Here is a 13,995-nt window from a genome sequence, read left to right as displayed (position 1 = left end):
GTGCGCGACATCGAGCCCAAGCTTCTCGACGACCTCACGGCCGCCCCCGCCCTGAAATGGGCCCGGGAGTGGTCCGACGCGACAGAAGCGCGGCTCGATTCGGCCGCGCTGCGTAAGCGGATCCGCGCCGCTTTGGATTCGGACGACCGGATCCCGTTTGTCACCCGGCGCGGCGAGTACCTGTACAACTTCTGGCGCGACAGCGAGCACGAGCGCGGACTGTGGCGCCGCACGACGCTCGCCTCGTTCCTCGCCGAGGGAGAAGCTGATTGGGAGGTCCTCCTCGACGTCGATGCGCTGGCCGCCGACGAAGACGAGGACTGGGTGTACAAGGGCGCAACCGTGTTGCCGCTGAGCTGGGACCGGGCGCTGATCCGCCTGTCGCGAGGCGGCGCGGACGCGGTGATGGTGCGCGAGTTCGACCTTGAAACCCGCACCTTCGTCGATGCAGCAGCGGGCGGCTTCACCATCGACGAGGCGAAAACGGATGTCAGCTGGGTAGACCGCGACACCATCCTGGTGGGCACCGACGAAGGCCCGGGCACGGTCACCAACTCCGGCTACCCCATGCAGGTGGCGCGCTGGACCCGCGGCGGCGACAAGACCGTCATCTTCACCGGCGAACCCGACGACGTGGCCGTCGGGGCGGGCTATGACGTGGTGGACCGGAGGACCGTCGTCACGCGGGCGCTCGATTTTTACACCTCGCGCACGTGGGTGGACGGCGAGTATGTAGACGTGCCGGACGATTGCGACGCCATCCCCCACCGGAAGTGGCTGTTCATCCAGCCGCGCACCGAGTTCGCGGGCGTGCCCGCGGGTGCCCTCGGCGTGATCGACCTCGATGCGTTCCAGCAAGGCGCCCGCGATTTCACCGTGCTCGAGCAGGACGCCACCGTCGAATCGATCGCGTTCACCGAAAACGCGCTGCTTATCACCTGCCTTGTGGACGTGGCCACCAGCATCTCCCGCGTCGCGTTGGGCACCTGGGAGCGCACCGAGCTCACGCTGCCCGAGGCCGCGAGCGCCCACGTGGTGGCCGCAAGCCCGCTCGCCGGCGACGAGTTCTGGGTCGCCGCCTCCTCCTTCACCACGCCGACAACGCTGTTGCGTGGCGACGCCTCCGGCGCGCTCGCCGAAGCCAAGCGCGCCCCCGCCCACTTCGACACGAGCGGGCTTGAAACCCGCCAGCACTGGGTGACCTCCGCCGACGGCACGCGCCTGCCGTACTTCATCACCGGCAACTTCTCCCTTGGCCCCCGCCCCACGCTGGTGGGAGGCTACGGTGGCTTCGAGGTCTCGCTCACGCCCGCGTTTTCCAACGTGCGCGGCATCGCGTGGCTGGAGCAGGGCAACTTCTACGTCCAGCCCAACCTGCGCGGCGGCGGCGAGTTCGGGCCCGAGTGGCACTCGCAGGTGGTCAAGACCAACCGCCACAAGGTGTGGGAGGACCACAAGGCGGTGCTCGAGGACGTCGTCGCCCGCGGCTACGCCACGGCTGCGCAGATTGCCATCCGTGGCGGCTCGAACGGCGGGCTGCTCACCTCCGGCGCGCTGGTGCAGTACCCGGAGTGCTTTGGGGCGGCGGTGATCCAGGTGCCGCTGACGGACATGCTGCGCTACCACACTCTGTCCGCCGGCGCGTCCTGGATGGCGGAGTACGGCGACCCGGACAACCCCGAAGAGCGCGCCGCGATTGCAACCTGGTCGCCGCTGCACAACGTCCGCCCGCGCGAGGAAGTGGCCTACCCGCCGGCACTGGTGACCACCTCCACGCGCGACGACCGCGTCCACCCCGCCCACGCCCGCACCTTCGCGCTCGCGCTGTGGCGGGCGGGCCAGCCGGTGGACTACTTCGAAAACACCGCAGGCGGTCACGCCGGTGCCGCGGATAACGCACAGGTGTCGCGGGTGGAGGCGTTGATCTACCTGTGGATCAACGACAAGATCGGCAACACCCTGGCGTAGACTTCCCGGCGATGAGAAACCTGAGGCTTCGCTCCACACCCATCCCCGGCACCCGCGACCGCTACACCGGCGTGGAGTTCAACCTGGGGTTCCACGTCACGCACTACGACCTGGATTTTGACTACAAGGTTGCCCCGAACCGTCTCGAAGCAACTGCGACCCTGACGCTGAGCACCTGGCGGGAGCTGAACCACCTCACCCTCGACCTCACCCAGGGCCTGTCGGTGCGCCGCGTGGAGGTATCCGGAGGCTTTGAAATCAAGCGCTACCGCCACCACGGCGGCAAGCTGCGCATCACCTTCGACCAGTTCATCCCGGTGGACACGGAGCTGCAGATGACCATCCGCTACGCCGGCTCCCCGCGCCCCCGCCGTACCGCGTGGGGCATGCTGGGGTGGGAGGAGCTGGAAAACGGCGCGCTGACCGCCAACCAGCCCGACGGCGCGCCGTCCTGGTTCCCCTGCGACGACACCCCGGACGAGAAGGCCACCTACACCTTCAACGTGCGCGCGGACCGCGGGTACGTGGCGGTGACCAACACCACCGCCCGCCCCATGGCCACCTACCTGGCCACGGTGCAGGTGGGCCAGTTCCACCGCGTGGATCTGGGCCGCAACACCGTGGCGTGGCTGCCGCCGGCGACCCAGGTGGGCGACTTGGACAAGCAGCAGGCCATGCTGGACTACTTCGAAACCGTCTTCGGCCCCTACCCGTTTGAGAACTACCAGGTGGTCGTGCATGAAGATGAGCTGGAGATCCCGCTCGAGGCCCAGGGGCTGTCCATCTTCGGCGTGAACCACCTGCAGGGCAACGAGCGCCTCATCGCGCACGAGCTGGCGCACCAGTGGTTCGGCAACTCGCTGGGCATCGCACAGTGGGAGGACATCTGGCTCAACGAAGGTTTCGCCTGCTACGCCGAGTGGCTGTGGGCGGACTTTACGGGGCAAATGCCTATCGACGCCTCCGTGCGCGCCCACTACGCCAAAATCACGCCCATGCGGTTCACCCTCGCGGACCCGGGCCCGCGCGACATGTTCGACGACCGCGTGTACAAACGCGGCGCCATCGCCCTCCACGCACTGCGCCGCGCCTTTGGCGACGCCGTGTTCTTCAACGCGGTGCGCGATTACGTGGCCACCAACGCCCACGGCATCGTGGAGACCTTCGACCTGGTCAACGCGTTTAAGCGCCAGGGCGTGGACATCTCCCCGATCCTGGACGCGTGGATCCAGCACCCCGAGCTTCCGGAGTGCCCGTGAAAAACCTCTCCCTGGCCACCATCTTCGCCGCGGCCAGCGGCTTTGTGGTCATGTGGATTGCCAGCTGGGCCCTGGACGCCGAGCACGGCTACAACTCCTTCTTGGCCTACTGGGGCCTGTTTTTCGCCTGCACCGGGCTCATCGACGGCATCACGCAGGAAACCACCCGCGCCGTGGCAGCCTCGCGCGAGACGCAGGTGCGTGGCAGCGCTAACCCGTGGAAGCTCGGCGCGGCGATCGGCGCGGCGCTAGCTGCAGTGGTGCTGCTGGTGGGGTTTTTCACCATGGGCCGCATCGTGCCCGCCCACCCGGGCACCGCCACGGGGTTGTTGGCGTTCGGCCTGCTCAGCTACGCCTTCCAGGCGGTGCTCTCCGGCATCTTGAGCGGCTCCGGGCTGTGGAACCGCTACGCCGCGCTGGTCGCCCTGGACTCCGGTGTGCGCCTCGTGCTTGCGGTGGTGGTGTGGGCGCTCGGCGGCGGGCTGGTGGAGTTTTTGGCTATCACCGTCATCGGCGCGCTGAGCTGGGCGGTGGTCCTGGCGCTGGCGCCGGTGCGCGTGCAGCTGGACGTGGACCGCGGGGCGTTTGTGCGCCGCGTCGGCTCCGCCATGGTGGCCTCCGGGGCGTCGGCCGCGCTGATCACGGGCTTTCCCACCGCCGCCTCCGCTGCCTTCCCCGCGGCAACTGCTGGCGCTGCCGTCGCCGCGATCAACAACGCCGTCATGCTCACCCGCGCGCCGGTGCTGGTGCCGCTGCAGCGTTTCCAATCGGCGCTGGTGGTGCGCTTCGTGGAGCGCCGCGGCGCCGTCTATAAGGCACTCGCCGCCCCGGTCGGCGCGATCATGGGCGTCGGCCTCATCGGCTTCGCGGCGGCCTGGCTGATCGGCCCGTGGATTTTGCGGGTGGTGTACAAACCGGAGCTGTTTGTCGACGGGCTCACGCTCGGCCTGCTCACCTTCGCCTCCGCGTTCATGGGCATGCTCATGATCACCGGCGTGGCCGTGCTCGCCTTAGAGCGCCACGCGTTTTACGTCGCCGGCTGGCTCGCCGCCACCGCCACCGCGTTCGCCGTGTTGTTCCTCGCGCCGTGGGGCGTCGCCACAACGGTTGTGGTGGCGCTGTTCGCCGGGCCGATCGTCGGCGCGCTCGTGCACCTGGCGGGCCTTGTAAGGTAGCTGGCCATGGAACGTTTGCTTGTCACTGGCGGTGCGGGGTTCATAGGGGCGAATTTTGTCCGGCAGGCGTCGCAAAGCTTCCGCGTCACCGTCGTGGACAAGCTCACCTACGCTGGTAACCGCGCGAACCTGCCCGAGGGCATCGAGTTCGTGCGCGGGGACATCTGTGAGCAACCGCTTATCGACGAGCTCGTGGCCGACACAGACACCGTCGTCCACTTCGCCGCCGAATCGCACAACGACAACTCACTGAGGGACCCGTCCGCGTTCGTGCACAGCAACATCAACGGCACATTCGCTCTGCTGGAGGCGGTGCGCAAGAGTAATAAGCGCCTGCACCACATCTCCACCGACGAAGTCTTCGGCGACCTGGAGCTCGGCGGCACGGACGCGTTCACCGAGACCACGCCGTACAACCCCTCCTCGCCCTACTCGGCAACGAAGGCCGGCTCCGACCACCTCGTGCGCGCTTGGGTGCGCTCGTTTGGGGTGCGCGCGACGATCTCGAACTGCTCCAACAACTACGGGCCCTACCAGCACATAGAGAAGTTCATCCCCCGCCAGATCACCAACATCCTCACCGGCCAGCCCGCCAAGCTCTACGGCACCGGCGCGCAGGTGCGCGACTGGATCCACGTGGACGACCACAACGACGCCGTCCTGGCCATCTTGGAGCGCGGGCGCATCGGCGAGACCTACAGCATCGGCGCGAGCAACCCCGGCGACGCTCACGTCACGAATAAGCAGGTCATCGAGACCATCTGCGAGCTCATGGGCGGCGAATACGTCCATGTCGCCGACCGCCCCGGCCACGACCAGCGCTACACCATGGACGCCACCAAGCTGCGCCGCGAACTCGGCTGGCAACCGCAGCACACGGACCTGCGCAGCGGGCTGGAGCAAACCATCGCCTGGTACACCGACAACCGCTGGTGGTGGGAAAACGACAAGGCAGGCATTGAACGCGGGTACGCGGAAAGGGGACAGTGAAATGACCACCATCGACGGCCTCGAGGTTCACCAACTTACCGTCCACGAGGACAACCGTGGCTGGTTCAAAGAGAACTGGTCCGGCCAAAAACTCACCCCGAAGCAGCACAACGTCAGCTTCAACGCCCGCCGCGGCGCCACCCGCGGCATGCACGCCGAGCCGTGGGACAAGTGGGTCTCCGTGGCCACCGGCCGCGTGTTCGGCGCGTGGGTGGACATGCGCGAAGGCTCCGCCACGTACGGCGAGAAGTTCACCTGCGAGATCGGCCCGGACACCGCCGTGTTCGTCCCCCGCGGCGTGGCCAACGGCTTCCAGGCGCTCGAGGACGACACCACCTACATCTACCTGGTCAACCAGCGCTACTCCCCCGGCGGCGCGTTCTGCTCCTACAAGGAAATCGACTGGCCGCTCGAGCCCACCGAGCTGTCCGCCAAAGACCTCGAGCATCCCATGCTTATCGACGCCACAGCGCTGCCCCCACGCCGCATCCTCGTCACCGGCGCCAACGGCCAGCTTGGACGCGCCCTGCGCCAAATCTGGTCGGAGGACCAGGCCCACTTCGTGGGCCACGACGAGTTCGACATCTGCCACGTCGCCGACGCGGCGAAAAGCGCCGGCATTGACTGGGCGGACTACTGGGCGATTGTGAACTGCGCCGCCTACAACGACGTCAACGGCGCGGAGGACGACCGGGCCGGGGCATGGAGGGTGAATGCGGCGGCGCCGGCGGAGCTTGCGTCGATAAGCAATGAGCACGACCTCACGCTCGTCCATGTCTCCTCCGACTACATCTTCGACGGCAACGTCGAGGTGCACGACGAGGCTGAGGCCCCGTCGCCGCTGAGCGCGTACGGCGCGTCGAAGGCCGCCGGCGACACTGCCGCGCAGGTCGCGCGCAAGCACTACGTGGTGCGCACGAGCTGGGTGTTCGGCGACGGCCGCAACTTCATGTCCGTCATGGCCGACCTCGCGGCGAAAAGTGCGGCGCCGAAGGTGGTCTGCGACCAGCGCGGCCGCCCCACCTGGGCGGAGGACCTGGCCAAAGGTATCGCGCACCTGCTCGACACCGGCGCCGAGTACGGCGTGTACAACATCACCTCCGACGGCGACGCCGCCACGCGCGACGAGATCGCCATGGCCGTGTTCATCGCCGTCGGCGGCGACCCGGCGGACGTCCACCCCGTGACCACCGAGCAGTACGGCGCCGAATTCGGCGTGGAGGCGCCGCGCCCCCGCGAATCCACCCTGGTGCTGGACAAAATCAAAGCCACAGGTTTCAACCCGACGAACTGGCGCGCGGCGCTGGCGCTGTATGTGGCGCTGCGGTAGCTAGACTTCGCTTCCATGAAGGGCATCATTCTCGCCGGCGGCTCGGGCACGCGCCTGTACCCGATCACCCAGGGCATCTCGAAGCAACTCATGCCCATCTACGACAAGCCGATGATCTACTACCCGCTATCCACGCTGATCAGCGCGGGTATCAGGGAGATTTTGATCATCACCACCCCGGAGGACCGGCCGAACTTCGAGCGTTTGCTTGGCGACGGCTCACGTCTCGGCATCATGCTCCACTACGCCGAACAACCCCGCCCGGAGGGACTGGCGCAGGCGTTTTTGATCGGCGAGGAGTTCATCGGCGACGACTCGGTGGCGCTGGTGCTCGGCGACAACATCTTCGACGGCAGCGGCATCGCCCAGGTGCTCGGCCAGGTGCGCGACATCGACGGCGGGGCGATTTTCGCCTACGAGGTCTCGGACCCGCAGCGCTATGGCGTGGTCGAGTTCGACGCTTCCGGCACCGCGCTGTCCATCGAGGAGAAACCGGAGGCTCCGAAGTCTAACTTCGCCGTGGTGGGGCTGTACTTCTACGACAACGATGTTGTGGACATCGCCAAATCCATCACCCCCTCGGCGCGCGGGGAGCTGGAGATCACCTCCGTCAACGAGGCCTACCTCAACCGCGGCGACCTGAAGGTGCACCGCCTGCACCGGGGTGATGTGTGGCTGGACACCGGCACCATCGACTCCATGAGCGAAGCCAGCGCCTACGTGGAGGTGCTGCAAAAGCGCACCGGCACCGTCATCGGCTCGCCAGAGGTGGCGGCGTACCGCGAGGGCTTCATCGACGCCGCGCAGCTGGAGGCCCTGGGCGAGCAGGTGCTGAAATCCGGCTACGGCCGCTACCTCATCGACGCAGCAAGGGACTAACCATGGCCACGATTACCGCACTGGTGACCGTCTACCACGGCACCGACGAACACGACCTGGTCCGCGCCCTCGACTCGCTGGCGGTGCAGACGCGGCCTGCGGACGAGCTGGTCATTGTGGCGGACGGGCCGGTGTCGGAGGGGGTCCGGAGGGTCGTCGAGAAGCAAGATGCCCGGGTGATTCGGCTGCCTGAGAATGTCGGCGCGGGCCCGGCGTCGCAGGCTGGCCTTGCCACGATCGATTCCGACTACACCGCACGGCTGGACTCCGACGACGCCGCGAAACCGACACGTTTCGCCCGGCAGCTGGAGTTTTTGGAGGCGCACCCGGAGGTCGGCGCGCTGGGCAGCGCCGTCGAAGAGTTCGCGGAAACCCCCGGCGACACCGGCAAGGTGCGCGCCCTGCCGGAAAACCCGCACGCGTACGCGAAGATGAACTCGCCGGTGAACAACCCCTCGGTGATGCTGCGCACCCGCGCCGTCAAGGAGGTCGGGGGCTACCGGGACGTGCACTTCATGGAGGACTACGACCTCTACGCGCGGCTGATCGCGGGCGGTTGGCACGTGCGCAACCTGCCGGAAGCGCTGACGGACTTCCAGGTCACCGACGCGCAGTTTTCCCGCCGCACCGGCCGCGAGATGCTCGCCGCGGAAGTGCAGATGCAGCGCAACCTGGTCGCCTACGGCTTTGTTTCGCGCCCGCGGGCGGCGTTCAACCTGGCGGCGCGCACCGCATACCGCGCGCTACCCACAGGTTTGCTCCGGCGCGTGTACGCCGCTTTGTTCCACCGCGGGGAGTAACCTAACGGGCGATATGAGCGGATTTTCAGACACTTGGCTGATCGTGCCTTGCTACAACGAGGGCACGGTCATCTTCGACGTGCTCACGAATGCGCGCGAGACGTTCCCCAACATCGTGGGTGTCAACGACGGGTCCGCCGACGACTCGGCCGCGCAGATCCGCGCCGCAGGCGCCCACCTGGTGGACCACCCGGTCAACCTGGGGCAGGGCGCGGCAATCCAGACCGGTGTGGAGTACGCCCGCGCCCAGCCCGGCGCGAAGTACTTTGTCACCTTCGACGCGGACGGCCAGCACCAGGTCAAAGACGTTATGCGGATGATCGAGCGGCTGCGCACAGAGCCGTTGGACATCATCGTGGGCACCCGGTTTGCCGGCCAGGAGAACTCGCAAGTGCCGTGGATCAAGCGCGCGGTGTTGAAGACGGTGGTGATGCTGTCGCCGCGCACGAAGAAGCTCGGGCTCACGGACGCCCACAACGGGCTGCGAGCCTTCAACCGCAGGGTGGCCGAGGAGATGAACATCCGCATGAACGGGATGTCGCACGCCTCGGAGATCGTGTCCATGATTGACAAGCACGGCTGGCGCGTGGACGAGGAGCCGGTGGACATCCTTTACACGGAGTACTCGATGTCGAAGGGCCAGTCGCTGATCAACGGCGTGAACATCCTCGCCGACGGGCTCGTTGCAAGGAGGTTGCCATGATTCAAGCGTTGTTGCTGCTCGCTATCGTTGCGTTGGCCTGGTACTTCTTTGCTAATCGACGAAAAGCTAACGCCAAAGCCTGGGTAAAAATCGGCTTCGCCCTCATGATGGTGGCGGCGGTGTGGGCGATTGCCCGCCCCGACGATGTCACGGTGGTTGCCAACTGGCTGGGTGTGGCCCGCGGCACCGACCTGATGCTGTACGTGCTGGTGGTGGCGTTCTTCTTCGTCACCATCTCCACGTGGACGCGCTTCCGCGAGCAGGAGTTGCGCTACGCGCGCCTGGCCCGCGCCGTCGCGCTGCAGAACGCGCAGGCGCCGGAGCAGGCAGACCGCGACGCTAGCCAGCAGCGTTAGAAGCCGCGGCGGATCCACTCCTCCAGGTGCGGCGCCTCCGCGCCGATGGTGGTGTGGTCGCCGTGGCCGGTGCGCACCACCGTCTCCGCCGGCAGGTCCAGCACGGACTTCTGCAGGGAGTGGATGATGGTGTCGAAGGAGGAGAACGACCGCCCCGTCGCGCCCGGCCCGCCCTGGAACAGGGTGTCGCCGGAGAACAACTCGCCGGCTTCTTCGGCGTAGATGACCACGGAGCCCGGTGAGTGGCCCGGGGTGGACATCACGCGCAGGTCGGTGCCGGCGATGGCGAACGTGGCGCCGTCGACAAGCTGGCGGTAGTGCGCGCCCGGGTTCTGGCGCTGCCACAAAAAGCCGTCGGTGGGGTGCAGGTACACCGGGGCGTCCACAAGCCGCGAAAGTTCAGGTGCAGCGTCGATGTGGTCGGAGTGGCCGTGGGTGGCCAAGATGCCCTTCACTCGCCTGTTTCCAACCGCCTCGGCGATGGCTTCGGCGTTGTGGGCGGCGTCGATGATGTAGACCTCGGAGTCGTCGCCGACGATCCAGACGTTGTTGTCCACCTCCCACTCGCCGCCGTCGAGCTTGAACAGGCCGGAGGTGACGACGTTGTCGATGCGCATTTAGAACTCCACCACGCTTCGCAGCACGTCGCCGCGCTTCATCTTCTCAAAGGATTCCTCGATGTCGCCGACGCCGATGCGCTCGGAGACGAACTCGCCCAGGGGGAAGCGGCCCTGCTTGTAAAGCTCCACGTACGCGGGAAAGTCGCGCTCCGGCAGGCAGTCGCCGTACCAGGCCGGCTTGATGGAGCCGCCGCGGGCGTAGAGGTCGATCGCGGGGATGTCCACGTGGTCGGTCTGGTTGGGCACGCCGACCATGACCATGCGGCCGGCGAAGTCGCGCGAGTAGAACGCCTGGCGCCAGGTGGGCTGGATGCCCACGGCGTCGATGGCCACGTCCGCGCCGAAGCCGCCGGTGAGTTCGCGCACGGCCTCGATCACCTCGTCCTCGCTCATATCCTTGGCGCAGATGGCGTCGGTGGCGCCAAACTTGGCAGCGGCGTCGCACTTTCGCTTATCGACGTCTACAGCCACCACCGTCGTCGCCCCCGCCAACGCCGCACCGGCGACAGCCGCCAAGCCAACCCCGCCGAGGCCGAACACGACCACGGACTCGCCGCGCTGCACGTCACCGGTGTTTACCGCGGCGCCCAGGCCAGCCATGATGCCGCAGCCGAGCAGGCCGGCCGCCGCCGGGTCGGCGTCCGGGTCGACCTTGGTGCACTGCTTTTCGTGCACGAGGGTCTTCTCCGCGAAGGAGCCGATGCCGAGTGCGGGGGTGAGCGGCGTGCCGTCGTCAAGCGTCATGCTCTGCGAGGCGTTGTGGGTGTTGAAGCAGTTCTTCGTGTCGCCCTTGCGGCAGGCGCGGCACTCGCCGCACACCGCGCGCCAGTTCAGCACCACGAAATCGCCTTCCTGAACGTGGGTGACGTCCTCGCCGACCTGGTCCACAATGCCGGCCGTCTCATGCCCGAGGAGGAACGGGAAGGCGTCCTCGATGTCGCCGTCGCGGTAGGCCAGGTCCGTGTGGCACACGCCGGTGGCCTGGACCTTGACCACCACGTCGTTGGGGCCGGGTTCCGGGATCACAATGTCCACGACCTCGACCGGGGCGCCCTTGGAACGGGCGATTACTCCTTGAACAGTCTGTGTCATGCCCCCAGACTACGAGCGGGCGATGACGTTTGCCACGTGCTCGTGTCCGCGCTGGTTCACGTGGATAGGCAGGTTGCCCGGGCCGCCGTAGAAGTCCACCAGTCCGGCCCACATGCGCTTGTTGTCCGGAGCGCACATGTTGTTGTGCCACGTGGAGGGTTTCAGGTCCAAAAACTCCACGCCGGCGGCCCGGGCGGCGTCAACTTGCATCCACTGCGCGAGGTTCTCCCAGCGCTGCACCTCCACCAACCGGGTGGCGTCTGCAACGTTCGGGGCGATGTGGAACAGGCACACGCGGTCGCCGGCGGTGATCTTCGGATAGCCCACGATCTGGATGCGCGCGTTCGGCGCGGCGGCGCGGATGCGGTTGATCTGCGGGACCATGTAGCGGGTGAAGTCGCGGCGGATGTCGCCGTCCGGGCGCGAGTTGTTGTTGTACGTGTCGTTGAAGCCGACGGAGATGATCACGCGCGCCGTCGCCGGGGACAGCCCCCGGTCCGCGATAGCGCGGTCCACCTGCTGGAACAAGCCCGGACCCTTGGAGATCGTCACCACACCGGTGCAGGAGTAGTCGCGCGTGGCCAGGCCGAGCTTTGCGGCGGAGCGCTTGCCCCAGTTCGTGGGGGAGGTCGGGCACCAGGTGCCGTTATCCGAGCGCCCGCGCGGGTCCAGCCCCAGCTTGCCGGCGGCCCACTGGCCCATGTTCGGGTCGGCGATGACAGAGTCGCCGAAGATGACCATGTTGCGGTCCTGCGCCTGCGCCGCCGGGGCGAGCGGGGCGACAAGGGCGGCCGCCGCAACGAAAATGGCGGCAAGGCGGCGGGAAAATGACACGGCGAAATCCTTTCACAGAGAGCTCTTGCGTAACAGTAGGCTACATTATCCACATGCGACCCACCCACCGTCCGCTGTTCTTACTCAAGTCTTTCGCCCGCTTCGTGCCCGCCGTTACACGCGCCGGCTTCGTCAGCGCCGAAGGCGGCCCCCGCGCGGCCCTCGCGCTCGCCCCCAACCTCGCGCGCTACTGGTTCACCACCGCCCGCGAAGTCGAACAGGGCGCCGCCGCCGCACCGGACCGCATCGCACTTATCGACGACACCGGCGTCCTCACCTACCGCCAACTCCGCGACGACTCACGCACCCTAGCCAAGTGGCTGCTCGACGTGAAGGAAGAACGCGGCCTCGACGAACTGCGCATCGGCGTCATGGCCCGCAACGGCCGCGGCATCATCCTCCCGCTCGCCGCCAAAGGCTATGCCGGGGCGCACATCTTCCTGCTCAACATCGGCTCCTCGCCAGAGCAGCTCGCGGGCATCTTCGCCGAAAACGACATCAACGTGCTGTTCATCGACGACGAATTCGCCGACCGCCTCCCCGCCGGCACCACCGACACCGCTGGCATCACGGTTGTCCGCGCGCACGAGGACGGCGGCGCCGGGCTTTCGATTGGGCAGGTGGTCCGGATGGACGTCGATAGGCAACTGCCCCGCTGGCCGAAACACGGCAACCTTGTCCTGATGAGCTCCGGCACCACCGGCATCCCCAAAGGCATCGTGCGGCCCGAGCCACGCATGCCGTTCGTGGTCGCCGGCTACCTCGAAGCCATCCCGTGGCGCGCGGGCGACACCGTGCAACTGACCGCCTCGATCTTCCACACCTGGGGCTGGTCCGCGCTGCAGGTCGCGCTGGCGACGCGCTCCACCATCGTCACCCGCCGCATCTTCGACCCGGAAGCCTGCTTCCGCGACATCCAGAAATACCGCTGCGACGGGCTGATCTCCTCGCCCATCTTCTTCAAACAGATGCTGGACCTGGAGGAAAGCTACGACACGTCCACGCTGCGCTACCTCGCCTCCGCCGGCAACGCCGTCACCCCGTCGCTGCTGCGCCGCACCACCGAACGCTTCGGCCCGATTCTGGCCAACATCTACGGCTCCACCGAACTCGCACTCGCCGCGGCCGCCTCGCCCGAACAGATGCAGGCCGACCCCACCACCGTTGGCAAAATCCCGCCCGGCACGGTGCTCAAGCTTTACGACGACCACGGCAACGAAGTCCCACCCGGCGAAACCGGCCGCATCTTCCTACACAACGAAACGGCGCTGCGCGGCTACACCAACCCGGCGACCGAGATGGTAGAGATCGACGGCCTGGTGGAAATGGGCGACCTCGGCTACCTCGACGACCGCGGGTACCTGCACGTGCAGTCGCGCAACGACGACATGATCATCGTCGGCGGCGAAAACGTCCACCCGCAATCCGTGGTGGAAGTGCTCGAGGACATGCCGGGAGTCGGCGAGGTGTACGCGCACGGCGTCGACGACGAGCAAATGTTCAAGCGCATCGCCGTGTGGGTGGTCAAAAGCGCCGACCTCACCGCCGATGCGGTGCGCGACTGGGTGCGCGCCCACCTCGCCGACCACTCCATCCCCCGGGACGTGCACTTCGTGGACGAGCTGCCGCGCAACGCCGTAGGCAAGGTCGTGCCGCGGTTCCTGCCCGGTTTAGGGTAAAAAATTGACAGCCTGCAATCGTGGCGCCCCCATCGGAAGGAAGCGAAACCACTCGGCTCAGGGCAGAAGCGCAAGGTCGGCATCGTGACCAACGCCCTATGCACGCTCGCGGTGAAGCAGAAGATCATCTACGACCACCCGCTCGAATCCGGCGACCTCGTCTGACAAGAAAAGGCCGCGGCGCGCCTTGCGTGCGGCCGAGGTCGACCGGCTACTCGAAGCAGCGCCCTCGCCGGAGGCCAAGCTTTTCGTCCGGGTGCTGCTCATGGCCGCCATGCGCTCCGGCGAAGCCAGAGGCCTGCGCGTGGAG

General features: G+C 67.1%; 13 protein-coding genes. 10 read left to right on the top strand and 3 right to left on the bottom strand.

Going from position 1 to position 13,995, the window contains the following annotated elements:
- From CAFEL_RS00975 to CAFEL_RS00935, 9 genes are read left to right on the top strand one after another with little or no spacing between them, the layout of a single operon-like run.
- Positions 1-1,968: a prolyl oligopeptidase family serine peptidase gene (locus CAFEL_RS00975; RefSeq protein ID WP_194560094.1), complete on the top strand. Its 1,968-nt coding sequence runs from the start codon at positions 1-3 to the stop codon at positions 1,966-1,968.
- An 11-nt stretch (positions 1,969-1,979) separates the two neighbouring features.
- Complete coding sequence (locus CAFEL_RS00970) at positions 1,980-3,227, top strand: M1 family metallopeptidase (RefSeq protein ID WP_194560093.1); 1,248 nt, start codon at positions 1,980-1,982, stop codon at positions 3,225-3,227.
- Positions 3,224-4,402: a hypothetical protein gene (locus tag CAFEL_RS00965; protein WP_194560092.1), complete on the top strand. Its 1,179-nt coding sequence runs from the start codon at positions 3,224-3,226 to the stop codon at positions 4,400-4,402. The genes CAFEL_RS00970 and CAFEL_RS00965 overlap by 4 nt, the downstream gene beginning before the upstream one ends.
- A gap of 6 nt (positions 4,403-4,408) precedes the next feature.
- Positions 4,409-5,392, top strand: coding sequence for a dTDP-glucose 4,6-dehydratase (gene rfbB / locus CAFEL_RS00960; RefSeq protein ID WP_194560091.1), 984 nt, complete (start codon positions 4,409-4,411; stop codon positions 5,390-5,392).
- Position 5,393: 1 nt separating this feature from the next.
- A complete protein-coding gene (locus tag CAFEL_RS00955) occupies positions 5,394-6,722 on the top strand; it encodes a sugar nucleotide-binding protein (RefSeq protein ID WP_194560090.1) in 1,329 nt (442 codons plus the stop codon).
- A gap of 15 nt (positions 6,723-6,737) precedes the next feature.
- Positions 6,738-7,601 (top strand): glucose-1-phosphate thymidylyltransferase RfbA, encoded by an 864-nt coding sequence (gene rfbA, locus CAFEL_RS00950; RefSeq protein ID WP_194560089.1) that lies wholly within the window; start codon positions 6,738-6,740, stop codon positions 7,599-7,601.
- Positions 7,602-7,603: 2 nt separating this feature from the next.
- Positions 7,604-8,401, top strand: a complete 798-nt coding sequence (locus CAFEL_RS00945) for a glycosyltransferase (RefSeq protein ID WP_194560088.1) — start codon at positions 7,604-7,606, stop codon at positions 8,399-8,401.
- Between the two features lie 13 nt (positions 8,402-8,414).
- Positions 8,415-9,104, top strand: coding sequence for a polyprenyl-phospho-N-acetylgalactosaminyl synthase PpgS (gene ppgS / locus CAFEL_RS00940; protein ID WP_194560087.1), 690 nt, complete (start codon positions 8,415-8,417; stop codon positions 9,102-9,104).
- Positions 9,101-9,460 (top strand): DUF2304 domain-containing protein, encoded by a 360-nt coding sequence (locus CAFEL_RS00935; protein WP_194560086.1) that lies wholly within the window; start codon positions 9,101-9,103, stop codon positions 9,458-9,460. Before ppgS ends, CAFEL_RS00935 begins: the two co-directional genes overlap by 4 nt.
- Here the strand turns inward: CAFEL_RS00935 and CAFEL_RS00930 are convergent.
- The 3 genes from CAFEL_RS00930 to CAFEL_RS00920 are packed head-to-tail and all read right to left on the bottom strand — an operon-like array spanning position 9,457 to position 12,006.
- On the bottom strand, positions 9,457-10,077 hold the full coding sequence (locus CAFEL_RS00930; RefSeq protein WP_194560085.1) for an MBL fold metallo-hydrolase: 621 nt from the start codon (positions 10,075-10,077) through the stop codon (positions 9,457-9,459). The two genes, CAFEL_RS00935 and CAFEL_RS00930, sit on opposite strands and share 4 nt — an antisense overlap.
- Positions 10,078-11,172, bottom strand: a complete 1,095-nt coding sequence (locus CAFEL_RS00925; RefSeq protein WP_194560084.1) for an S-(hydroxymethyl)mycothiol dehydrogenase — start codon at positions 11,170-11,172, stop codon at positions 10,078-10,080.
- A 9-nt stretch (positions 11,173-11,181) separates the two neighbouring features.
- Complete coding sequence (locus tag CAFEL_RS00920) at positions 11,182-12,006, bottom strand: GDSL-type esterase/lipase family protein (RefSeq protein ID WP_194560083.1); 825 nt, start codon at positions 12,004-12,006, stop codon at positions 11,182-11,184.
- 53 nt (positions 12,007-12,059) lie between these two features.
- Between CAFEL_RS00920 and CAFEL_RS00915 the strand changes: the two genes are divergently transcribed.
- Positions 12,060-13,685, top strand: a complete 1,626-nt coding sequence (locus CAFEL_RS00915) for an AMP-binding protein (protein WP_194560082.1) — start codon at positions 12,060-12,062, stop codon at positions 13,683-13,685.
- Positions 13,686-13,995: the final 310 nt, after the last annotated feature.

This window comes from Corynebacterium afermentans subsp. lipophilum (assembly GCF_030408375.1).
GTDB lineage: Bacteria > Actinomycetota > Actinomycetes > Mycobacteriales > Mycobacteriaceae > Corynebacterium > Corynebacterium lipophilum.
This window is presented reverse-complemented; position numbering and strand designations above follow the sequence as displayed.